Genomic DNA, 22,933 nt, shown 5'->3' with positions numbered 1-22,933 from the left:
AAAAAAATGCAAAAATTCACTGAAGCACAATTAGAAAACGTATTCGCCGAGTTATTGGCAAGCGAAGGGTATCCGCATCATTTGGGCAATACCCTAAAGCGTGCTGATGATGAGGTAATTATTGAAGATGATTTACGCAGGTTCTTAAAGCTAAGTTATACCAAGTATAATATTACGGCTACAGAAATAGAGGGTGTTATTTTTCAATTAAAAACCTTACCTGCCAGTGACTTGTACGAAAGTAATAAGCGCTTTATGCGAATGTTATCTGATGGGTTTATTTTAAAACGTGAAGACCCAACCCAAAAAGATATTTATATTAACCTGATAGACTATTCAGGTCTAGAAAAACAAGTTCAGGGTGATAACTTAGAAACGATTATAGCAGAACCAGAAGCTAGTTACTTACATGCTGACGAGGTAAGTACAGATTATAATATTTACAAGTTTGTTAACCAACTAGAGATTGTCGGTTCTCACAAACGAATACCAGACGGTATTCTCTATATCAACGGTTTACCTTTGGTAGTGTTTGAGTTTAAAACAGCCATACAGGAAAATACCACCATTCACAATGCTTATGTGCAATTGACGACTCGTTACAAAAGAGATATTCCACAATTGTTTATATATAATACCTTTTGTGTTATTTCAGATGGTGTTAACAATAAAGCAGGCTCTTTTTTTGCACCTTATGAGTTTTTCTATGCTTGGCGACGCATTGCAGGTTTAGCCAAAGAAGTAGATGGTATAGATTCTATGTTTACCTTGGTGCAAGGGATGCTACATAAAAACCGTTTGCGAGATATTATTCGCAACTTTATTTATTTGCCAGATAGTAGTAAAAAAGATGAGAAGATAGTATGTCGCTATCCGCAATATTATGCGGCAAGGGCCTTGTACGATAATATAAAGCTGGCTCAAAAGCCACAAGGAAATGGTAAAGGAGGTACCTATTTTGGTGCCACAGGTTGCGGTAAGAGTTTTACGATGTTGTTTTTAACGCGCTTGCTTATGAAAAGTGAGTACTTTAAAAATCCAACCATTGTACTCATTACAGACCGTACCGATTTAGACGACCAGCTTTCAGCACAATTTACGAATGCTAAAAACTTTGTAGGTGATAATGGTGTTGTAAGTGTAGAAAGTAGAAGCCATTTACGCGAGCTATTGCAAGGCTGTGAATCTGGTGGTGTGTTTTTAACTACTATACACAAGTTTACTGAAGACTTGGATTTGCTTACGGAACGAACAAATGTGATATGTATTTCTGATGAAGCCCATAGAAGTCAAACCAATCTGGATCAAAAAATTAAGATTACTGAAAAAGGTGTTCAAAAAACCTATGGCTTTGCTAAATACTTGCACGATTCTTTACCTAATGCCACCTATGTAGGGTTTACGGGAACACCAATAGATGCGACTTTAGATGTGTTTGGTAAGGTGGTTGATGCTTACACCATGACCGAATCGGTTAAGGATGAAATTACAGTAAGAATTGTTTACGAAGGTAGAGCAGCCAAAGTGATTTTAAATAATAGTGAACTTCAAAAAATTGAACAATACTATGAGGGAGCTGCCGAAGCTGGCGCTAATGAATATCAAATAGAGGAAAGCAAAAAGCAATCGGCAAATATGAATGCTATTTTGGGAGACCCAGATGTGCTACAAAAAATAGCTGTAGATTTTGTAAACCATTATGAGAATAGAGTAGAAGAAGGAGCTACGGTAAAAGGTAAGGCAATGTTTGTGTGTCCAACACGTCCAATTGCCTATGAGTTATATAAAAACTTAATTGCTCTCAGACCAGAATGGGCAGAGATAAGGCAAGCCGAAGAGGGAGCAGAACTAACCGATAAAGATAAGAAGGAAATAAAGCCTATGGAACGTGTTAAAATGATTATGACACGTGGTAAGGATGATGAAGAGGACTTTTATAATATGTTGGGTACTAAAGAGTATCGAAAAGAGTTAGACCGTCAATTTAAAAACGAAAAGTCCAACTTTAAAATAGCGCTAGTAGTAGATATGTGGCTCACTGGTTTTGATGTGCCGTTTTTGGATAGTATTTATATCTATAAGCCAATTCAGCAACACAACTTAATACAAACGATTTCTAGAGTTAACCGAAAATTTGCAGGCAAGAATAAAGGCTTAGTAGTAGATTATATTGGTATTAAAAAAGCAATGAACTTAGCCTTGGCGAAGTACGGCAAAGGAGACCAAAATAACTTTGAAGATATAGAAGCATCCCTAATTGTAGTTCGTAATCATTTAGATTTATTAGGGAAGTTCTTCCATGAATTTGATAGTTCTAAATACTTTAAAGGTACAGCGTTAGATCAACTAAATACCTTAAACCTAGCAGCCGAATTTGCACAAGTAACCAAAGAAGCTGAAACTCGCTTTGTGGGATTAGTCAAAAGGCTAAAAGCAGCCTATGATATATGTGCTGGTAGCGAAAAACTGACCCAAGAAGAAAGAAATTATACGCATTTCTATTTAGCGGTACGTTCTATAGTATTTAAGCTCACTAAAGGAGATGCTCCAGATACGGCTCAAATGAACGCTAAAGTACGAGATATGATAAAAGATGCATTGCAAAGTGATGGTGTAGAGGAAATCTTTAAACTTGGGGATAGCACGGAAGCAGAGCAAGATATTTTTGATGACGACTATCTAGCCAAAATAGATAAGATTAAACTACCAAATACTAAAATAAAACTACTTCAAAAGCTATTGGCTAAAGCAATTGGAGAGATAAAAAAGGTAAACAAAGTCAAAGGTGTAGATTTCACCAAGAAGATGGATGCTTTGGTAGCAAGATATAATGACCGTAGTGAAAATGACGTGCTACGTAGTGAAGTTTACGAGGAAATGGCAGAAGCCCTAACGAAAATGATAATGCAAGTTAGAGATGAATTTAATGCAGGGGATGAATTAGGAATTGACTTTGAAGAAAAAGCCTTTTATGATATTCTTTTGGAGTTATGCAGAAAGTATGATTTTACCTATCCAGAAGATAAACTAATAGAATTAGCTAAAGCCGTGAAAGATTTGGTAGATGGTCAGGCTAAGTTTCCAGATTGGAATAAAAGAGCAGATATAAAAGCGGCATTAAAAGTGGGATTGATATTGCTATTAGATGAACATGGCTATCCACCAGTAGAACGAGACGAAGTCTATGAAGAGATATTCTCGCAAGCAGAGAACTTTAAAAAAAATAGTGGTGATTGAAATTTAGAATAAATACATTAAATGTTAAAGAATTATTTAACCTCAATTTTAAGAGATATAATAATGACCTGTTAGGTTTTAATTATTAATTAAAATTTCATGGAATTAGTAAAGCTAGAATGTGCTTAATACATCATAAAAAACACATATAGTTGCTGAACGTATTGTTGAAGATATAAATGCTGTAGTAAGAATTGTACGATTTCCAAGTTGGCAAAAAAACAAGTTTAAGTGAATGAGAGCTATAAAAGTTATTAAGAAAGGTGTTGCTGAAATATAAATTACATAAAGAACAGGCTTTATTTGATAAGGCATTTATGTTAAGGAGTATTATTAAAAATTAAATTCCTAAATGTCTTCTTATTTTATTCACAAGACCAGATTTTTCTTTTGATGATACATGAAAGGTTTCTTGTGTATTATAAAGGCTAATATTTGTATTATCTCTTTCTTTAAGATGGGCTAGGTTTATAATAGTACTTTGGTTAATTCTCTCAAAATGATAGGGCGTTATTTTTTTAATTAATTCATTAATACTAACCCGTACGTTTTTAATTAATAATTCATCATTCTTACCATAAAAATGAACATGATTTTTATTGGGTTGTTCTCCACTTCTGTTTCTTGATGTGCTGATGTAATAGAGTTGCTCGGGTAAAAACCTAATGTCCTTATTGACACCTACTTTTAATGTAATGGGTGTATTTAAAGAAGTTGTACTATCTTTATGTATCTTACCTATAATTTTATTTTTAAGGATTGTTTTAAATTCTTCAACATCAAAAGGTTTGCTTAAATATCCTGTGGTGTTAAGATTGTTAATGACTTTTTTTTCGTTGTCAGTGGTAGAGGTTAAAAAAATTATTTTTTTATTTACCCCAATTTCTTGAGCAAGTTCTAATCCGTTATAAACGGGCATTTCAAAATCTACTATTAATAAGTCAAAGTCTTCAGGTATAGCTTCTTCAAATGCTTTTTTAGAACTGCTATAACTTTTTATGTGTTGTAAATCATAGGCTTGTGAAATACTATCAATTTTAGACTTTACACGTTCTAAGGTCTTTAAATTATCATCAACCAGTATATATCTTATCATTTAGCTTAGATTTATAGTTAACTCAGAAAGGTATTGATTGTTAGGCAAAGGTTTATTTAAAAGTTCGCTATTAGGGTAATAGGCATCTAATAACTGTTTTAACGCAGTTAAACCAAAACTGTTTTTTGATGTAGTTTTATAATCCTCTCGTTCTTCAATACTATTTACTAAACTGTAACTTAACATATTGTTGTCATCTTCTTTAAGAACAATACTAATAAAAGAGTCATTATTGTTTAAACTTCCATGTTTTAATGCGTTTTCTATAAAAGGAAATAACAATGTGGGTTTTATAACAATGTCTTTGGTACGTTTTTTAGTTAACTGGTTTTTAAATTCAATGCTTGTGTGTGGTTTTAAGTATTTTATTAACTCCAAAAACATATCTATATATTCTAGTTCTTCTTTAAGATGAATATCTTTTTTGTTTAAAGCGTTCACGTTATAGTCTAAGAGTTTAAATATATGTTTTAGTGCTTTAAGTGGAGGTAACTTACTTGATACTTTTCCAAATCTATAATGAAATCCTAAAAAGGAGCTATAGCTAATATCAGTATCCTCTAAATCTTCATATATCTGACTAATAATATTTTTTAAAAAATGGGCTCCTAATCGTGTGGTGTTAAGTTCAATGTTCTTGAATCTCAAGTAATTTTCATAAGCATTTTTTTGATGATCAAGTTCTTCTTTTTTTAAGGCTATTTCTTTGTCTTTTTCACTTAATGTATTGTAAAACTTTTCTTTATAATCTTCTAGTTGTTTTTCAAGTTGAAAAACCTCTGTGGTTTTGTTAGCTAGCTGTTGCTCTATTGGTTGTAGTTGTAGTAATTGAGTTTTTAATGAATTATATTTTTTTCTAAAACTTCGTTTCTTATAAAGGTTGTACCAGTTTCTTAGAAGCAAGAGTATAAAAAGAATTGATATAATGAGGCAAACAAGAAATAAAACTGCAAAATCTTCTTGTAAAGATTCAAGTTCATTTGATGATGAAATGTAATCGTATTGATAATTCATATTCAAAAATAATAGGCTAATTTTTATGATTAACTAGTAGGAGAAAAAAGTCTGTCACAAAACAAAGTAATATTATCCCAAATATAACCTGTATGTCACAAATAGTAAAAAGAAAAATATAAAAAGATGAAATTTGGACTATAAGCAAAAACTTAATTGAAGAGCTTTAAACAAGGAGTATTAATTTTAAAACAAAAAACGATGTCATTAAACAAAGATTATGATTACACACAAGCAGATTTAGACAATCACGCCAACCAGTTAAACCCAAATAACGACGAATACTGGCATTCTAGAGAAGAAAATTAATAACTAAAAAAAGGATGACAATGAGTAAACCTAAATCTAAAACTAGCAAAGCAGGAAAAGTAAGTCCTAATTGGCCAAGTAAAAACCCAGGTAAACCTTCAGGTAAAGGACGTGATTATAACCCACCAAAAAAATCAAAATAGATATTCTGTTTTTGAGACTGGATAAATGATATGTGTGAGTTTAAAATTTCCAAAAAAAGAAAAGCAATACAAAGTATTGCTTTTCTTTTTTTGTGCACATCAATTATCCAATCTTTTCATAAACAATCCAACAGCCTCCTCAAAAACAGCAACAGGGATTCTATGTTCTAAAAGCGGAAGAATCTTAATAGCAATAGGCTGTCCTGCATTAAGATGCTCACCAATGTAATTGAGTGTGTCTTTGGGGTTTATAACAGTATCTTTTGCACCTAGCACCATAGAAATAGTACTTCCATTATTAGAAGGCGTATTTGGTAGTTGTTGCACAACAGATCTAGAGGCTAGGGCAGGATTAAAAAGTAGTGCTGGTATTTGCATCAGTTTACTAAGGTGAAACCCAGTAAATCCACCCATGCTGCTACCTATAACAACATCAATACTTTTGTCTGCATATGAGTCGTAAAGCCATGAAATAGCATTAGAGTTATTCTGATAATCAATAGAAGGCGCAATAACAGTTCCATAAGCCTCAAGTATGTTGCGCTTTTCTGGTTTTAAACTACCATTTAATCCGTGTAGATATAAGATATTCATTGTGTTTTAACTTTAAATCAAATATACTATAAGAAAACCTAGGAATGTAGTGTATATAAAAAAAAAACAGACTCAAACAAAAGTCTTCACAGTTATATAACTATACCCTAACATCCAACAACCCAACACCAATTTGGCTATTCAAAGTATAAACCTCATTGTCAATGACTTCATAATAGCGTATACCAAGAACCACAAGACCAATATATGTTGGAGCAACAACAACCTCAGGAATCAATTCAAAAGAGATGGAGTCAGAGTCAATAGCAAAAAATTGTGTGGGCGAAACCTCTAATGAAGAGGTCAAACCTTCAAAGTCAAAATCCATAACGCCAAGACTAATTCCAATGTGAGTAGCAGGTTTAGGAGACTTAAAATCGCTAACCTTTAAATCAGAAAGGGATAACTTTTGTGAGGCCCAATCAAAATGACAATATTTTGTAACAGCTTCAAGCAACTTGTGATGAGGAGTAAATGCAAACTGTCGCAAAAGGGTCCTCCCTTTTGCAGTTTGTAGCCCAATACCAACACGTCGAAACCCACGTTTCGAAACCAAATCAAGAGCTTTTACTGTGGTCAGTAAAGACATCATTCTACCATGCAAAGTACTATCCTTATACCCATGTAAAAAAGGCATTAAAGCTAATCGTAAACACTTTTTCACTTGACTACAATGCCCAAACTCACTAGCGTTTTCACGTACGCGCTGCATATTGGGTTGTGTACGTATAGCTTTGCTATTAAAACCACCACCTGCCTTTCTAGCATAGCCAACACCTTTAATGAAGTAATAATTAATACCGTCTAGTGTACCACTAATTTTCAATATGCCTTTTTGTCGTGCCATAAAGTGTCTAAGGTAATGAAAATTAGTGAGTTAATCAATAGGTATAGCGTATATATAGCGTGTTAACTCTAGGTGATATTCAGGTTTTATTCGGGTTTACCTTGCATTAACCTTAATACAAACCCAGGTCACCACCAATACCAAACCATCTTTTATGCCTAATCTACTACAACTTCCAGTGATTTAGTAAAAAATAAGCAGTGAAGTAAAGCATGTTAAAACATTAGAAATTGAAGAGACACTATTGCAACAAAATCTATTAACACACCTGTCTTAGGATAGTATAGAAACTTTCTATTAATAGGAAAAAATAAAATTAAAATGAGCTCAAAGAAGCTTGAATCGTAATTTTTTAGAGCGGGTAATACTGAGGGCATTTGTAGAGCTTACTTCTTAAAAACAACTATAAAAAACAAAAGCCACAACTAGTATACACGTTGTGGCTTTCGACTTTAAAAGACAAAAGAAGTCTTATTTTTTTATAAACTGAAGCGCTGTCCCATTCTCAAATGTTATAAAATACAATCCATTTACGAATCCTCGAACATCAATTTGATCTTCACTGGTAATACTACCTTTTTCAATTTCTGCACCTAATGCATTATAAATAGTATAAGAAAGCTTCGATTCTATATTCATAATTTGAATAAAATCACTTGACGGATTTGGGTAAAGAGAGAGTGTCTCATTAAAAACTTCAGAGTCATTTAAAGATAATGTAGAATCAACTTTAAAAATAACAATATCTTTAGGGAAACTACCAGGATAACTCTGTATTGTAGTTTTATTAGAACCATCTAAATTATAACGATCCAGTAAATCTCCATTTGTTGAAAGTAGATACATATGGTTGTTTTCAACATCTAACTCAATATCAACATATAAAAGCGAAGCTCCTGCAGTAAAGGTCGTTAATACAGTTTTCGAGTTCCCTAATAGATCTGTTGTAAAAATTTCTCCAGCGGTAAAATCTCTACTAATGTGGTAAATTAAATTATTAGCGAGGTCTGTAGTAAAGTCACTAGGGTATTGTGTACCACCTGTATAGCTATATATAAGAGTACTATTACTACCATCTAAATTGTATCGTGTTAAATGATCTCCATTAACATCTAAAAGATACATATGATTATTATTGACATCCAACTCTAGTTCGTCCAATAAATTAGTAGCTGATGGTGTATATGTTATAAGAGAGTTTTTGTTGTTGCCCACTAAATTTGTTGAGAATACTTCACCATTTACAGTATGATAAATTATACCGTTTGTGGTATCTAATTCCATATCTCTTGGTGTTGTCGAGTAGGAGTAAATAAGTGTAGAGTTGTTACCATCTAGATCATATCGCATTAAGTTTCTGCCATTAAAGTCAAGCACATATATATGGCTGTTGGCAACATCTAATTCAACATCATGTGCTAAAGAAGAAGAGCTAGCTGTGTAAGAAACTAATGAGTTTTTTGAAGTACCATCTAAGTGAGTAGTAAATATACCTTCTCCAGAATCAACATGGTATATTAAATCGGTTTGGGCATTAACAGTGTTGGCATAGAATAAATAAAAAAATAGGGCAAGTGATAAGTAGGTTTGTTTCATTTGATAATTTAGGTTTAATGTTAACTAAAACGTGTTAAGTTTAAGCGGTATCGTTTTGAGTCGCAATGTAGTAAAAATCTTATTTTTAAGCTATACAGTATTTATAGTTTTTGATTAAATACTTTAGTATTAAAATCGTGCCCTTTTCATATAAAAAATAAAGTGCGTTAAAGTTTAAGGTAATTAATTCATAAATAATACACATAAAAAAACGGTTTAGCGCGAACTAAACCGTTTATTTACAAATAATTAAAATTTTGTAGCGAGATCGAGATTTGAACTCGAGACCTCCGGGTTATGAATTGCTTGAATCAGCTTGTTTTATTCTGATTTTCAGTTGTTTAAAAAATTTCAAAATGTTAAATCGTGTTCAAAACGTGTTCGGTTTGTGTTCACTGATTTATAGGGTGAAGATAGTAAATTTTGTTAGATGTTTTGAAAAAAATTAAGCAAGGTTTGGTAGCTCAGAATAAGTAACCTCTTCAATTATTTCTTTTTTATTACTATCAACCTTAGGGCTAAACAAATCTTTACTTACAGGGAAAACACTAAGCTGTTCTTCTGGATAACTAAATTGTAGTATGTCCTCGATTTCAGATTCGCTTAAATCTACAGATAGCCAATTGTGGGTCAATTCTTCATCCAATATTAAAGGTTGTCTATTCTTTTTGTTATGAATTTTAGCAAATAGAGGAGAAGCTTTTTTGGTTAAAATTGTAAAAGTTATGTATGTGTCAATAACTGTATAGAGACCTGCTAATGCTAAAGGATAGTCTTCCTTATTTTTGAAATAAAAAGGATATTTTTTTCCTTTATAATCATGTGGTTCAAAAAAACCAGAAACAGGAATTATACAACGCTTTTCCATTATGGCATTTTTGTATATAAAATGATCAAATGCTTTTTCTGATCGGGCGTTTAGACCTCCTCCATAACGGACTGCCTCTTTGTGGTAATCTTTTATGTCATCTTTCGTTTTATAACTAGGGACAATACCCCAAATCCCAGGAGCTAATAAGTCCGAACGCTCTTGTGGTATTACCAGCATGTTTGGGTGTGAAAAACCGTTGTGATGATAAGTAGGTTTGTCAAAATAAGATTCCATTGAAGGGTCAACAACACCTACTTTAAAATGTTTCTCTAATTTTTTAACCTTGTTAGTGGTACTAGTATGAAAACACATGTTTATTTTTTCTTAAAATTAAGAAATCAAATGGATTAGGCGAAGTTTATGACTATATTGATTTAAGATGTTTTAAAGATGCGTTACGTGGATCGGTAATTATACCCATTTTTTTACTTGATACGACAACCATGCTATAAAAGCCAAATCGGTCTTTAATTGAACCGTAACACATGTAGACTCCTAGACCGTTAATAGGAAATTTATCTACAATATCACTAAAGTGTACTGCGTCAAAATATTTACCTTCTTGATCTATAAATGTGCTAAGCCGCATTAATTTACCTTGTGATGTTCTATTAAATCTGGTAGTCACAAGGCTCCCATATATAATTACATTTTCACCAATGTGGTTTTTCATGTCACTTGCTGTAATACCACCATGTATTTGTTCACTAACTAAATTAAAGTAATTGCATAATGGAAAACCTAGTAGTTCCATTTCATCATAAGCATCTTCAATCCAATCAGTTTTTAATTTAGGTAGCTCAAATTGTTTATGCTGAATTTTAAATAGCTGAGCTTGTTTGGTTTTAGAACCTTGGGCATTTAGTTTAAAAATAGCTTGCCACAACAATTCAGTTTTATGTTTTTTTGTAAATCTAAATGCATTAATGCGTATTAGAATGGTTAATTGTTCAATGCTAATAGAAACGCGATCTATAAAATCATCAAGAGACTTATAAGCGCCAAATAATTGTCTATTACTTAAGATTCTTTGTATGGTATAGGTCTCTAAATTTTTCAAATACCCAAACCCTAAATAAATGGAACTACCAATTAATCTATTGGGATGGTCACTTCTATTAATGCATGGCAAACAAATCTTTGCACCTTGTTGTTTAGCTTCATGTAGATAATGTTCTGTACTGTAAAACCCACCACCATTATTTAAAACTGCAGTCATAAACTCCAAAGGGTAGTAGCACTTCAAAAACAAACTTTGATAACTTTCAACAGCATAAGATGCTGAGTGTCCTTTAGCGAAAGCGTAACCAGCAAAACTTTTAATTTGATTCCAAACTTCAAAAATTAAGTCATCTTCAAACCCTTTGCTTCTACAATTTGAAATGAACTTTTGTTCTACTTCTAAAAACTCTTTTCGCGATCTATATTTTCCACTCATACCTCGACGTAATATATCCGCTTCCCCAAGGGTGAGGTCTGCAAATTGATTGGCGACCTTCAATACATCTTCTTGATAAACCATTACACCATAGGTCTCTGGCATTATTTGCAATAAAATTGGATGCGCATCTTTTCGTTTTTCAGGGTTTCTATGGCGTCTAATGTATTCGTCTTTCATTCCTGAACCAGATACACCTGGTCTTATTATAGAACTAGCTGCCACTAAGCCCAAGTAATCTTCGGTTTGGAGTTGTTGCATTAAACCTCGCATAGCAGGTGATTCAACATAGTACGCTCCAATTGCACCACCTGTTTTTAGAAGCTGATTAATGTTTTTGTCAATCTTAAATGCTTCAACATTAGTAATATCAATATTATTATTAATTTCAGGCCTATTGGTTTTAATAATTTCTAATGCATCTTTTATTTTAGCTAAACCTCTTTGCCCTAATATATCAAACTTAAAAATGCCTACATCTTCAGCAATAATCATATCAAACTGAACAGTAGGAAAGCCTTTAGGAGGTAAATCTGTTGCAGAATAATAATGTACTGGCTTATCTAAAATTATTATTCCAGCAGAATGTACACTAAGGTAATTAGGAAATCCCTCTATTAATTTTCCATAACGTAAAACCAATTGAGATAGTTCGTCTAAATCGGATTGCCTATAATTTCCTTTACTAAGTTTATCAATTTCTTCTTTAGGTAAACCAAAAACTTTGCCTAATTCTCTAACCACTGCACGATATTTAAAGGTGTTGTAGGTAGCCATCAAAGCTGTATGGTTAAAACGCTTGAAAATATATGCGGTAACATCATCTCTATCTTTCCAAGAGAAGTCAATGTCAAAATCAGGAGGTGAAGCTCTAAAAGGATTTATAAAACGCTCAAAGTAAAGATCGAGTTCAATTGGATCAACATCAGTTATACCTATAATATAGGCTACAATACTATTAGCTCCACTACCACGACCTACATGAAAATACCCTTTACTTTTTGCATAATTAACAATGTCATGGTTGATAAGGAAAAAGGAAACAAAGCCTAATGTTTTGATAGTGTGAAGTTCAGTATTTAATCGTTTCAAAACTTCATTTGTAGGATCGGTGTATCGTTTGTTTAAGTTCTTAAAACATAAGCTCTCTAATAACTTAAAATCAGTTTCAGATGAGTCTGTATACAATTTTAAATTTTGTGATACTCTTTCATTGCCAAATGAAAAGTCTATTGTGCAGCTATCAAGGATCTTTTTTGTGTTTTTTAATATGAATGTAAAATCTTTAAAAGCATCTTCTAAACTTTCTTTTTGATGCATTTTATCAGTTGTTAAACATTCTTCAGATTTATCTAGCTTACTTAATAGACAGTTCTTGTCAATTGAACGAAGCAGTCGATGTGCATTGAAGTCACGTTTGTTTCTAATGGTTACTTGTTGTTGTACAACCAGCTTGTTTTTGAGGTTTAACAACTTTGAGAAGCGTAACTTTTTAAGTTCTTCAATCGAAACACCAATAAACTCGTTAGGTTTGAACTCATTTTTTTCAAGCTGTAAGACTTTTTCAAAAGGATAGACTAAATAACAATTATCTAGTGTTTTAGTAGGTACATCAGGTAACTCTATATCATTTTCAGAATGGTAAGATAAAAATTGGTTTAACTCCTTAAACCCTTCGTTGTTTTTAGCTATGCCTACAAATAATTGATCGTTACCGTTTCTAAAGTCAATTCCTATTACAGGCTTAATGTTAAATTCTTTTGCTTTTCTAATAAAGTTTAAACATGCCGAAGTGTTATTGATGTCTGTTAGAGCTAAAGCATCAACATTGTTCTCCTTGGCAAGCTCTAAAAGTTCAATTTCAGAAAACGTGCCATAACGTAAGGAATAATATGTATGACAGTTTAAATACATTATTGTTTTCGATGTGCCAGTAACACTGGAGGTTCACCACTGAAAGGATTATTAAAACGACCAATAGTTTTAGCTCCCATAGATGAAGCTCTCATTATACTTAACTCTCCATAACGCAATCTTACTTTATCCATGGCATTATAAAGACTAATCATTTCTTCAGTATCATCAAATAGATTGATTTGATAATGACCACTTACTATATCACTAATTTTAACACCAACTAATCGGATTAATAAGCGACGCTGGTATAGTTTTTCAAATAGCTCAAGTACTCTAGGGATTATAATATGATCAGCACTTGAATACGGTATTTTTACTTGTTTGTTGTAGGTGTTAAAATCTGAATATCTAATCTTTACACTTATAGTGCCAGCTAATTTGTTGCCTCTTCTCAATTGAAAGGCTAAATTTTCAGCCATTGCAAAAATTGTAGTCTTTAATACTTTAATATCGATTGTGTCTTTGTTGAAAGTGCGCTCAGTAGATATTGATTTTCGTTCATGAAATGGTATTAGAGGTGGATTGTCAATGCCATGTGCACGTTTCCAAATCGTTTTTCCATTTACACCCAAAGCGCTTACCATCATTTCTAATGGCATTTGTTGTACAACACCCACTGTATCGACTCCTAGATTACGTAAAACTTGATACGTCTTTTCTCCAACAGATGGTATCTTTCGAATCGATAAAGGCGCAAGAAACTCTTTTTCAAAGCCTGTATCGATTTTTAATTGATTATTAGGTTTTGCTTCTCCAGTTGCAACTTTTGAGACTATTTTATTTGTTGACAAACCAAATGAAATTGGAAGTCCAGATTCCTTAATAATTCTTTTCCGTAATTCAGAGGCGTATTTGTAGCAGCCATAAAATTTATCCATGCCTGATAGGTCTGCATAAAACTCATCGACGCTAGCTTTTTCAAATACAGGAACACTCTCCTTTATAATTTCTGTTACTGTGTGCGAATATTTAGTGTAAATGGAAGAATTGCCTCTAATAACTATGGCTTCAGGGCATAATCTTCTAGCAACTTTCATAGACATCCCAGAGTGAACACCAAAAGGTCGAGTTTCATAACTGCAAGCAGCTACAACTCCTCTGTCTCCAGTACCACCAACCAATAATGGTTTGTTTTGTAAACGCCTATCAATAAGACGCTCACATGAAACAAAAAATGTATCTAAATCCAGATGTAAAATATTCTTTTCCATAACACAAAATTAGCTACATATTAAAGCAATTATTGCTTATATTTGTAGTATTATGAAAATTGTAGCAAAAAATATTCGTCATCTTAGAAAGCTAAAAGGGTTAACTCAAGAAGCGTTAGCTGAGCATCTAAACGTATCAAGGTCGAGGATTGGTTCTTATGAGGAAAATAGATCAGCGCCTACTATAGAGTTTTTAATACAACTATCCGATTTTTTTAAATTGCCTATAGATATACTATTGAAAAATGATTTAACTAAATCTAAGGATGCATCATTTATTGAAATTGGTAATCAACGTGTTTTATTCCCTATAACTGTAGATACTGATAGTGATGATTTAATCGAAATTGTTCCTGCTAAAGCATCTGCTGGATATTTAAGTGGCTATGATGATCCTGAATATATTGAACAGCTGCAAAAGATAAAGTTGCCTTTTTTACCTACTGGAAAGCACAGAGCTTTTCCTATAAAAGGAGATTCTATGTTACCTATGAAAGATGGAGCTTTTGTTGTAGGTAGATTTATAGAAGATAGAAATGAAATTAAGACAGGACGTACCTATGTACTGGTTACACTTAATGATGGTATGGTGTATAAACGCGTAATGAACAATATAGATTTTAATGGGTCATTGTTATTGATGTCTGATAACAAAACCTATAACGATTACAGTGTGCCTATAGACGAGGTTTTAGAAATCTGGGAATTTACATGTAGTATAAATACACAAGAATATACAGAGGAAGAGCTTAAAATTAGTAGTATTCTTAGTATGTTCAATGAGCTTGGTGTTGAGTTAAAGGCTTTGGAAAAGGTTTTGAGGTGAGTTTTTTTTGGTTTTGTATGTGTAGAACTGTGAGTAATGATTTTTGTGATAATGATTGTAAATAAAGTTTTATTATCTTTAGACACTCCCTTATAAAAAAATGCGACTCATTTTGAGGTGCTTTCTTATGTAATAGACTTAAGTGAATTGCTAAAACCAATAATATCATCTAAAATATAATACAAAAATATGCAGAAAAGTTTATGGAGCTAAAACTAACCAGTTATTTTAATATTAAACTAAATCTATGTAATAGATATTTAACAAAGTGTATGCGTCTGGAAGAGCTAAGTAATTTTATAGTTTAAATCTATGCCAAATACAAAACACGCTATAATCAGATACCAAGCACTAGATAAATGTTTTAGAAATAAATCTAAGAGGTATTTTATTAATGATTTAGTAAATGTTTGTCAATCTGCTATTGAAAACTTTACAGGAAATGCAGAAGGAGTTCAGAAAAGACAACTATATGATGATATAGCTTTTATGATGAGTGAGAACGGTTATAACGCACCCATTGAAAAAGATAAAATGGGTAGAAAGGTATATTATTACTACAGTGATGTCAATTTCTCTATAAATAATCAACCGCTTACCGAATCAGAAGCACTGGAACTCAAAGAAACCCTCATTACCCTCAATAGGTTCAAAGGCTTGCCCCAGTTTGAGTGGATCGAAAGTATGACCACACGTTTGGAAGCATCTTTTCAATTCGGTACAGAAGCTAACCAAATTATCGAGTTCGACCAAAACGAATTCCTAAAAGGTAAGGAGTACATCAAGGAGCTGTATCACGCTATCACAAACAAAACACCCCTAAACATTACCTACAAAAGCTTTGCTTCAAATAGCAACATGGTGTTCGAGTTGCATCCTTACTACCTAAAACAATACAACAACCGTTGGTTCGTGTTTGGCAAAAATCCAAACTTCGATAACATAACCAATTTGGCTTTAGATAGAATACAGGATATTCAACAAGCCAACACCCCGTTTATAACAACTAATATTGATTTTAAAGAATATTTTGAAGACATTATTGGCGTCACCTTTAATAACCAATTAAGCCCAAGTAAAATAGTATTGAGGATCGATGAAAGCCTATGGCCATACATAGAAACCAAACCTTTACACGGATCACAAAAAGTGGTTAATAAAACCAATGCATTCACCGATATAATGTTGGAACTGATTCCTAATTATGAACTGGAAGCTTTGATCCTGCAACATGGTGAAAAAATTCAAGTGTTGCAGCCAATAGAACTGAAAGATAAAATATATAGCAGAGTAGAACAACTAATAAAAAAATACAACTGTGCAGAATAAATGCACACATTACTATTAATATTGCAACGTCTTAAGAAATTAAGATATTGGTATAAGCCAAATGGCCAAAAAAAAGAATCTAGTAGGCTTAACAAAAAAATTAATTTTATGCAAAGTGCAAAATTAATTTGGTCAATTGCTACTGCAATTGTGCCGATAGTCTTCAAAATCATTGAAGAGAGTGAAGGTGCTGTAAAGATTGACAAGTAGCAATCTTATGAGTTTTAATATTGGGCGGTATAAGCCGCCCAATATTAAACCATATATAAATTAAAACAAAATTAATGGAAAATATAAAAATATCTAACTTTAGAAAAGTAGAAGGTGAGTGGGATTTAAATCTAAATCCTATAACTTTTTTGGTTGGCCCCAATAATTCAGGTAAATCAAGTATTCTCAAGTATTTAATGATTTTAAGTGACCACTTGAGCTCAGGAAACCTTTTTCAACTAAAATTTGATGGGCCACTTCAACAAAAACATAAAATTATAGATTATCGAAATGCCATTAATTGGCATGTGAAAAGTGAAGAGCTAAGATTTTCTTATTCAAACCTAGGCTTTGATATCTTGTTATTATTTAAGAAGTCACAATTAGAGCAGTTAAAAGTAAAAAGACTGTCAGACTCTGCTTTTTTAGATATAAAAAATGATATTGAATTTTACTCAATTAAATTTGATAACAGACTGTTGATTGCACCTGAAGATGGCAATGACAATTTTAGAAGCGCTGTTTTAGAATTGGAATTAGAAATTCATAGTGTAGATGATAAAATAGAAGCTCTTTTTTTAGATTTTAAGGAGCTGATTAACAACCATCTCCCTAGTAGACTCATAATGTCGGTTATTGGTGTTAATTATAAGGAAGATGATTATAAAACAACAGCATTTAAAGCTTTGTCTAACTTAGATAAGCTTCGTGAACTTGTAAAACATTATCATACAGTAAAAAGCCTTGTAAATTTACTAAGCAACTTAGATTCTAAAATACAAGAAAAAAATCTTTTAACTGGAAAGATCAATACATTAAAAAAACTCATTAAATCAGAAGAAAAGTCATATAAAAAAGAATTAGGGTCTCACAACGTATATATGCCAACTTTTAATAAAAAGGAAATAGAAATAACAAAAAATAACCTATTCAATATACTGCAAAAACAATTAATAAAATATATTGATGAGAGTCAAGATAAAATTGGCAAAGTAAACATCAAAACTAAATCGGAACAATTATCGAGTTTTATCACTGATTTAGAAAATGTTTTAACATATGACCTCAGTCACCTTAGTCCAATTAGAAATAGTCAATCTAGAGTTTTTTTAAACAAAAACAGCGATTATGATATCAACAAGCTTTTAGTAGATTATCAAAATAATCCTGTTTTAGATTTAGAGGGCACAGAAGAAAGAGATTTTGTAATTACTTGGTTGAAAAAATTTGATATCGGTGAAGACTTTAAAATCATCAATATTTCTAATACTGCAAGCCAAGTACAAGTTAAAGAAAAAGGACATTGGGTAGACTTGGCCGATAAAGGTTTTGGAGCGGGGCAAATTTTCACAATTATTCTACAAATTGCCCTATTATCTTTAAATAGTACTTCCAATAAGTTGATGCTAATAGAAGAGCCAGAGGCCAATTTGCATCCTAAGTTTCAGTCTCAATTAACAGAAATGTTTTTAGCAGCATATCAATCCTTTAAAGTAAGGTTTGTAGTAGAAACACATTCTGAATATATTGTTAGGCGCTCTCAACTATTAGCTTTAGAGAATGATTATTTATCTAATCAAGAACTGAATCCTAACCCTTTTTCAATTTTTTACTTCCATAAAGAAGACGGACCTTATCAAATGGAATATAATAGTCAAGGAAAATTTAATAGAGATTTTGGCCCTGGTTTTTATGACGAAGCTGGAAGTCTAACACTAAAAATGATTAAAGAACTTCGCAAAAATAAAGCACAATGATAACACTCTATATTGAATCCAATAAAATAGAGGAATTTGTTTTGTTTGAAGAAGAAATGCCTCATTGGAATAAAATTATTAAAAGTGGTATTCATCTATGTTTAAATATTTCCGATGAAGAACTTGATGCTAAAATTACTAATGAGTTAGACCCTCTTTATATTGCCTATAATAGTTCAGGTACAATGAAGCTTCCTGTTGCTTTAGGTGGTTATATAGAACAGGTTAAAGAAGATTTGTCTCAAACAATAGAAAAACCAAATGGTATTTTTGTTTTAGATATTGATAATGATGCAGCTATAGATGTTCAAAATAAGATGGGAATGGCTGTTTTTTCAAGCGCAAATGTTCCAGAAGATTTATTTTCTAAAACTTTTTTTATAGAACTTGATAAAAATGCTGAAATAAAAGATGGATGGAAAGGCATCATCCATTTTAACAAACCACTTTCTAACAGTCTTGTAATTTGTGATAATTATTTCTTTACAAATGAAGATAATGGCTTGAATAGAGGTTTAATTAATTTGATACCTTTTATAAATGCGTATTTACCAGACCAATTAGAAATTGAATATCATATCACTGTCGTTGCACCTAATAGTAAAAAGAAATCTAACGATTGGTGGATAAAAGAATATGGTAAGTTAGTATTAGCTATTAAACAATTACGAGAATATCCAATAAATATTGAACTTGTTTTAGCGAAATCAGAAATTCATAAAAGAAGAATTGTAAGTAACTATGTAGTCAATAAATCAGACAAGGGTTTTGATGTCTTTTATTCAAATAATTTAGAGAAAGTTAAAGAAGAGAACGATTTTGAATATTTAGAGATATTCTCAAATTTAGATAATTCAGGCACAAAACATTTTCAATCAGCAATAAAATTGATAGGTCAGATAAGTAAGCATTGTAATGGTATTGCGGGTTATGTAGCAGTAAATAAAAACCAAATAGATAGAAGTCTTTTTGGTTGTAATGGAGATAAAACAATTAAAAATAGACTATTAAATTAACTAAAACACTCTGTGCGCCAAAAACGCACACATTATTTCCATATTTGCAATGTCAAACAATATAAAAGACAATAAACACTAAAAATGAGCAACCAAAATAATAAAGTAGAAGTAGGATTCATTTGGCAGATCACCGATGATGTACTACGTGATGCCTTCAAAAAAAATGAGATTGGAGATGTGTTATTACCCTTTGTAGTCATTCGCAGGTTAGATTGTATTTTACAACCTGTAAATGTCAACGTACGTGATACCTATGAAAAATTCCACGATAAATTAGCGTCAGAAAAGCTTATTCCTGTATTGCGTAAAGCGGCTGGTGGATTAAAATTTTACAACACCTCTAAACACACACTTCAGTCTTTAAAAGACGAACCGCAATACATAGAAATTAACTTTAATAACTACTTACAAAATTTTAACCCAGAAGTACAAGAAATTTTAGAGAGTTTTCAGTTTGATAAAGTTGTAGCACGCTTAGTAAAAAATAAGTTACTCTACGAAATGATAAGTGCCATCTGCAAGATAGACTTGCATACCGAAGCCATCGACAACCACGGTATGGGTTACGTGTTCGAGGAACTCATACGTATCTCAAACGAGCAATCTAACGAAACGGCTGGGGAGCACTTCACCCCACGCGATGTCATCGAGATCATGAACAACTTTATGTTCGTCAACGAAAAGGAAAAACTATCCCAACCGGGTATCATACGTACCATTTTTGACCCAGCGTGCGGAACGGGTGGTATGGTTAACTTGGGTAAAAAATTCATCCTTGACGAGGTCTGTGCCAATACCGAACACAAACCATCCATTGTCACCTACGGGCAGGAAATCAACGAGCAGTCCTACGCCATCGCCAAGTCTGAAGCCCTCATCACGGGTGAGGATGCCAACAACATCAAACACGGCAATTCCTTTAGCGAAGACCGCTTTCAAGGTAAGACTTTCCATTACATGATGGCGAACCCACCCTATGGCGTCACCTGGAAAAAAGATCAAAAATTTATCATTAATGAAGCTTTAAACCCAGCAGGCCGCTTCTATGCAGGTACGCCAAGGATAAGTGATGGGCAGTTACTCTTCCTACAGCACATGCTCTCTAAAATGGAACGCGAAGGCTCACGCATTGGCGTGGTAACCAATGGTTCACCTTTGTTTACAGGTAGTGCAGGTTCTGGCGAAAGCGACATACGTCGTTGGATCATCGAAAACGACTGGTTGGAGTGTATCGTAGCCCTACCCAAAGACCTCTTTTACAACACAGGCATTAACACCTACATTTGGTTTTTAACCAACAACAAAGCCCCACACCGCAAGGGCAAGGTACAGCTCATTAATGGCGATGCCAAGAAAATTATTAAAGTAGATGGTAACGGAAAAGACAAAGAGCAACAGCTATTCTGCCAACCCAACAAAAAAAGCTTGGGTAACAAGCGTAACGAGATCACCACAGCGCACATTGCGCAGCTATTGGAACTCTACCAAAACTTCGAGGAAAACGAGCATTCCAAAATTTTCGACAACGACTTCTTTGGCTACTACCAACTTACGGTAGAGCAACCACAGTTGGACAAAAAAGGCAAGATAGTGTTAGACCGTAACGGCAACCCAAAACCAGATAGCAAAAAACGGGATACCGAGAGCGTACCCTTAACAGAGGACGTAGAAACCTATTTTGAAAACGAGGTAAAACCACACGTACCTAACGCATGGATAGACTACGACAAAACCCGTATTGGCTACGAAATTAACTTTACCAAGTATTTCTACAACTACACACCCTTACGTCCTGCAACCGAGATTAAAGCAGAAATTGTAGATATTGAAAACGACATTGCCAACCTTTTAAAAGACCTCATTAACTAATGAAACAGGCATACAGTACATACAAAGACAGTGGCGTAGAATGGATTGGAAAAATTCCTGAAGATTGGAAAAGTGTTAATTTAAAATGGATTAGCAATATTACCAAAGGAAGAAAACCAAAAGTAGATTATGATGAAGGTGGTAAGAACTTATTGCCATATCTATCAATGGAATTTTTAAGGGATAAAACAGATTATCCTACATACGCTTCTATTGAAGAAAAGGGATTAGTATTGGTTGATGATGGCGATATTTTGATTTTATGGGATGGTTCTAAAGCAGGAGAAATTGTTAAAGCCAAAAAAGGAGTGTTATCATCAACAATGGCAAAGATTGATATAACCGATTCTGATTTTGAGTCTAATTATCTGAATTATTTGTTACAACTTGGTGAAAGGCATATACAAGATAATACTATAGGTATGGGAATTCCTCACGTTAGTGGCGATGTGTTAAAAAGCTTAAAAATGCTTTTACCCTCACCCCAAGAGCAAACCCAAATCGCAGCCTATCTCGATTACCACACCAGTAAGATAGATGCACTTATTGCCAAAAAAGAAACCCTTATACAAAAACTACAAGAGCAACGACAAGCCATCATCAACGAAGCCGTAACCAAAGGGTTAAATAAAAATGTAGTATTAAAAGAAAGTGGCATCGAGTGGTTAGGTGAAATTCCAAAGCATTGGGAGGTGGTGAAGTTGAAGCATGTTTTGAATAATCTTAATAATATAAGAGTTCCGTTAAGTTCCTCTCAAAGAGGAGTGATGAAAAATAAAATATATGATTATTACGGTGCTTCAGGTATAATCGATAAGGTTGATGATTATTTATTTGAAGGAAAGAACATTCTAATTGGTGAAGATGGAGCAAATCTTATTTCACGATCAAAAAGATTAGTTTTTATTGCTGATGGTAAATATTGGGTAAATAATCACGCGCACATTTTACATCCAAAAAAGGGAGACATCGACTATTACACAGAGTTACTTGAGTTAATAGATTATACGCCTATCATTGAAGGCGCAGCTCAACCAAAATTGACACAAGATGCTTTGATGAATGTTCAAATACCTTGCCCGCCAGAAAAAGAGCAGACTGAAATTATGAACTATTTAAGGGATAATATTTTCAAATTAAACGACTCTATGTTATTAATTAAAACCTCAATCCAAAAACTTAAAGACTATCGTCAATCGCTCATTAGCGAAACAGTAACCGGTAAAATAGATGTAAGAGGTTGGCAACAGCCTAATAGTTAACTATGGATAAAGCAGAGTTAGACATACAAAAGCGCTTTGTAAAAACCTTTCAGGGTTTAGAAAAAGAACTGGAGGCAACCAATTCAAAAATAAATGCAACGGGGTGGCAACAACGCAATGAGTTAATAAGTCATGTGTATTCTGGCTATAACAACCACGAAAAGCTAAATAATAAAAGAGAGGAGCACCAAAAACTCATACAACGTGGCAACATCATAAAGTACATTTATGAGACCATGCAGGAAAAAAGAGACCTCTATGGGTATTTTGAAAACCCAGAAACCATTATTCAGCTTTTGGAAAACTTAATTAAAGAATCCATAGAAAAAGAACTATACGAAGTGGCCCACGAGTTAAACCTTTGGTTACAACAATTAAAAGCATAAAA

At 33.0% G+C, this 22,933-nt stretch carries 18 protein-coding genes; 10 read left to right on the top strand and 8 right to left on the bottom strand.

Features of this window, described 5'->3' with window-relative positions; genetic code table 11:
- The first annotated feature begins 6 nt into the window (after positions 1–6).
- A complete protein-coding gene (locus tag ACQ0RB_RS11370; protein WP_430498537.1) occupies positions 7–3,237 on the top strand; it encodes a type I restriction endonuclease subunit R in 3,231 nt (1,076 codons plus the stop codon).
- A gap of 340 nt (positions 3,238–3,577) precedes the next feature.
- On the opposite strand, the gene ACQ0RB_RS11365 is transcribed toward ACQ0RB_RS11370, so the two are convergent.
- Positions 3,578–4,333 (bottom strand): LytR/AlgR family response regulator transcription factor, encoded by a 756-nt coding sequence (locus ACQ0RB_RS11365; RefSeq protein ID WP_430498535.1) that lies wholly within the window; start codon positions 4,331–4,333, stop codon positions 3,578–3,580.
- Positions 4,334–5,347: a hypothetical protein gene (locus tag ACQ0RB_RS11360; protein WP_129761709.1), complete on the bottom strand. Its 1,014-nt coding sequence runs from the start codon at positions 5,345–5,347 to the stop codon at positions 4,334–4,336. It abuts the gene before it with no gap.
- 329 nt (positions 5,348–5,676) lie between these two features.
- On the opposite strand from ACQ0RB_RS11360, the gene ACQ0RB_RS11355 reads away from it, so the two are divergent.
- Entirely contained in the window at positions 5,677–5,799 is a 123-nt protein-coding gene (locus ACQ0RB_RS11355) for a hypothetical protein (RefSeq protein WP_262733849.1), read from the top strand.
- Between the two features lie 99 nt (positions 5,800–5,898).
- Here the strand turns inward: ACQ0RB_RS11355 and ACQ0RB_RS11350 are convergent, their stop codons facing one another.
- The 6 genes from ACQ0RB_RS11350 to dinB all read right to left on the bottom strand — a co-directional run bounded on the left by ACQ0RB_RS11350 (position 5,899) and on the right by dinB (position 14,273).
- Complete coding sequence (locus ACQ0RB_RS11350; RefSeq protein ID WP_430498532.1) at positions 5,899–6,393, bottom strand: YqiA/YcfP family alpha/beta fold hydrolase; 495 nt, start codon at positions 6,391–6,393, stop codon at positions 5,899–5,901.
- Between the two features lie 100 nt (positions 6,394–6,493).
- On the bottom strand, positions 6,494–7,240 hold the full coding sequence (locus tag ACQ0RB_RS11345; RefSeq protein WP_430498531.1) for a hypothetical protein: 747 nt from the start codon (positions 7,238–7,240) through the stop codon (positions 6,494–6,496).
- 471 nt (positions 7,241–7,711) lie between these two features.
- Positions 7,712–8,836, bottom strand: a complete 1,125-nt coding sequence (locus ACQ0RB_RS11340; RefSeq protein ID WP_430498529.1) for a T9SS type A sorting domain-containing protein — start codon at positions 8,834–8,836, stop codon at positions 7,712–7,714.
- A 445-nt stretch (positions 8,837–9,281) separates the two neighbouring features.
- Positions 9,282–10,019 carry an SOS response-associated peptidase gene (locus ACQ0RB_RS11335; RefSeq protein ID WP_430498527.1) on the bottom strand — a complete coding sequence of 246 codons (738 nt, stop codon included), beginning with the start codon at positions 10,017–10,019 and terminating at the stop codon, positions 9,282–9,284.
- A 52-nt stretch (positions 10,020–10,071) separates the two neighbouring features.
- Positions 10,072–13,059, bottom strand: coding sequence for a DNA polymerase III subunit alpha (locus ACQ0RB_RS11330; protein ID WP_430498525.1), 2,988 nt, complete (start codon positions 13,057–13,059; stop codon positions 10,072–10,074).
- The gene (gene dinB, locus ACQ0RB_RS11325) at positions 13,059–14,273 is read right to left on the bottom strand and encodes a DNA polymerase IV (protein WP_430498523.1); all 1,215 of its coding nucleotides are present in this window, start codon (positions 14,271–14,273) and stop codon (positions 13,059–13,061) included. The genes ACQ0RB_RS11330 and dinB overlap by 1 nt, the downstream gene beginning before the upstream one ends.
- 52 nt (positions 14,274–14,325) lie before the next feature.
- Between dinB and ACQ0RB_RS11320 the strand changes: the two genes are divergently transcribed.
- The 8 genes from ACQ0RB_RS11320 (at position 14,326) to ACQ0RB_RS11285 (ending at position 22,931) form a co-directional block, all read left to right on the top strand.
- A complete protein-coding gene (locus ACQ0RB_RS11320) occupies positions 14,326–15,099 on the top strand; it encodes an XRE family transcriptional regulator (protein ID WP_430498521.1) in 774 nt (257 codons plus the stop codon).
- 312 nt (positions 15,100–15,411) lie between these two features.
- The gene (locus ACQ0RB_RS11315; protein ID WP_430498519.1) at positions 15,412–16,428 is read left to right on the top strand and encodes a helix-turn-helix transcriptional regulator; all 1,017 of its coding nucleotides are present in this window, start codon (positions 15,412–15,414) and stop codon (positions 16,426–16,428) included.
- Positions 16,429–16,638, top strand: a complete 210-nt coding sequence (locus tag ACQ0RB_RS11310; RefSeq protein WP_430498517.1) for a hypothetical protein — start codon at positions 16,429–16,431, stop codon at positions 16,636–16,638. It begins immediately after the preceding gene.
- Between the two features lie 74 nt (positions 16,639–16,712).
- The gene (locus tag ACQ0RB_RS11305; protein WP_430498516.1) at positions 16,713–18,395 is read left to right on the top strand and encodes an AAA family ATPase; all 1,683 of its coding nucleotides are present in this window, start codon (positions 16,713–16,715) and stop codon (positions 18,393–18,395) included.
- Positions 18,392–19,411: a hypothetical protein gene (locus ACQ0RB_RS11300; protein WP_430498514.1), complete on the top strand. Its 1,020-nt coding sequence runs from the start codon at positions 18,392–18,394 to the stop codon at positions 19,409–19,411. The genes ACQ0RB_RS11305 and ACQ0RB_RS11300 overlap by 4 nt, the downstream gene beginning before the upstream one ends.
- A gap of 84 nt (positions 19,412–19,495) precedes the next feature.
- Positions 19,496–21,283 (top strand): type I restriction-modification system subunit M, encoded by a 1,788-nt coding sequence (locus ACQ0RB_RS11295; protein WP_430498512.1) that lies wholly within the window; start codon positions 19,496–19,498, stop codon positions 21,281–21,283.
- On the top strand, positions 21,283–22,545 hold the full coding sequence (locus ACQ0RB_RS11290) for a restriction endonuclease subunit S (protein ID WP_430498510.1): 1,263 nt from the start codon (positions 21,283–21,285) through the stop codon (positions 22,543–22,545). Before ACQ0RB_RS11295 ends, ACQ0RB_RS11290 begins: the two co-directional genes overlap by 1 nt.
- A gap of 2 nt (positions 22,546–22,547) precedes the next feature.
- Positions 22,548–22,931: a hypothetical protein gene (locus ACQ0RB_RS11285; RefSeq protein WP_430498508.1), complete on the top strand. Its 384-nt coding sequence runs from the start codon at positions 22,548–22,550 to the stop codon at positions 22,929–22,931.
- Positions 22,932–22,933 lie beyond the last annotated feature (2 nt).

This window comes from Gaetbulibacter sp. PBL-D1 (assembly GCF_050509525.1).
GTDB classification, from domain to species: domain Bacteria; phylum Bacteroidota; class Bacteroidia; order Flavobacteriales; family Flavobacteriaceae; genus Gaetbulibacter_B; species Gaetbulibacter_B jejuensis.
The sequence above is the reverse complement of the archived record's forward strand: the minus strand, read 5'-3'. Positions and strand labels throughout refer to the sequence as shown.

Bases quoted from the DNA above. Each gene is read 5' to 3' on its own strand.
- ACQ0RB_RS11370 (WP_430498537.1), top strand. From the start codon at position 7: ATGCAAAAATTCACTGAAGCACAATTAGAAAACGTATTCGCCGAGTTA.
- ACQ0RB_RS11365 (WP_430498535.1), bottom strand. From the start codon at position 4,333: ATGATAAGATATATACTGGTTGATGATAATTTAAAGACCTTAGAACGT.
- ACQ0RB_RS11360 (WP_129761709.1), bottom strand. From the start codon at position 5,347: ATGAATTATCAATACGATTACATTTCATCATCAAATGAACTTGAATCT.
- ACQ0RB_RS11355 (WP_262733849.1), top strand. From the start codon at position 5,677: ATGAGTAAACCTAAATCTAAAACTAGCAAAGCAGGAAAAGTAAGTCCT.
- ACQ0RB_RS11350 (WP_430498532.1), bottom strand. From the start codon at position 6,393: ATGAATATCTTATATCTACACGGATTAAATGGTAGTTTAAAACCAGAA.
- ACQ0RB_RS11345 (WP_430498531.1), bottom strand. From the start codon at position 7,240: ATGGCACGACAAAAAGGCATATTGAAAATTAGTGGTACACTAGACGGT.
- ACQ0RB_RS11340 (WP_430498529.1), bottom strand. From the start codon at position 8,836: ATGAAACAAACCTACTTATCACTTGCCCTATTTTTTTATTTATTCTAT.
- ACQ0RB_RS11335 (WP_430498527.1), bottom strand. From the start codon at position 10,019: ATGTGTTTTCATACTAGTACCACTAACAAGGTTAAAAAATTAGAGAAA.
- ACQ0RB_RS11330 (WP_430498525.1), bottom strand. From the start codon at position 13,059: ATGTATTTAAACTGTCATACATATTATTCCTTACGTTATGGCACGTTT.
- dinB (WP_430498523.1), bottom strand. From the start codon at position 14,273: ATGGAAAAGAATATTTTACATCTGGATTTAGATACATTTTTTGTTTCA.
- ACQ0RB_RS11320 (WP_430498521.1), top strand. From the start codon at position 14,326: ATGAAAATTGTAGCAAAAAATATTCGTCATCTTAGAAAGCTAAAAGGG.
- ACQ0RB_RS11315 (WP_430498519.1), top strand. From the start codon at position 15,412: ATGCCAAATACAAAACACGCTATAATCAGATACCAAGCACTAGATAAA.
- ACQ0RB_RS11310 (WP_430498517.1), top strand. From the start codon at position 16,429: ATGCACACATTACTATTAATATTGCAACGTCTTAAGAAATTAAGATAT.
- ACQ0RB_RS11305 (WP_430498516.1), top strand. From the start codon at position 16,713: ATGGAAAATATAAAAATATCTAACTTTAGAAAAGTAGAAGGTGAGTGG.
- ACQ0RB_RS11300 (WP_430498514.1), top strand. From the start codon at position 18,392: ATGATAACACTCTATATTGAATCCAATAAAATAGAGGAATTTGTTTTG.
- ACQ0RB_RS11295 (WP_430498512.1), top strand. From the start codon at position 19,496: ATGAGCAACCAAAATAATAAAGTAGAAGTAGGATTCATTTGGCAGATC.
- ACQ0RB_RS11290 (WP_430498510.1), top strand. From the start codon at position 21,283: ATGAAACAGGCATACAGTACATACAAAGACAGTGGCGTAGAATGGATT.
- ACQ0RB_RS11285 (WP_430498508.1), top strand. From the start codon at position 22,548: ATGGATAAAGCAGAGTTAGACATACAAAAGCGCTTTGTAAAAACCTTT.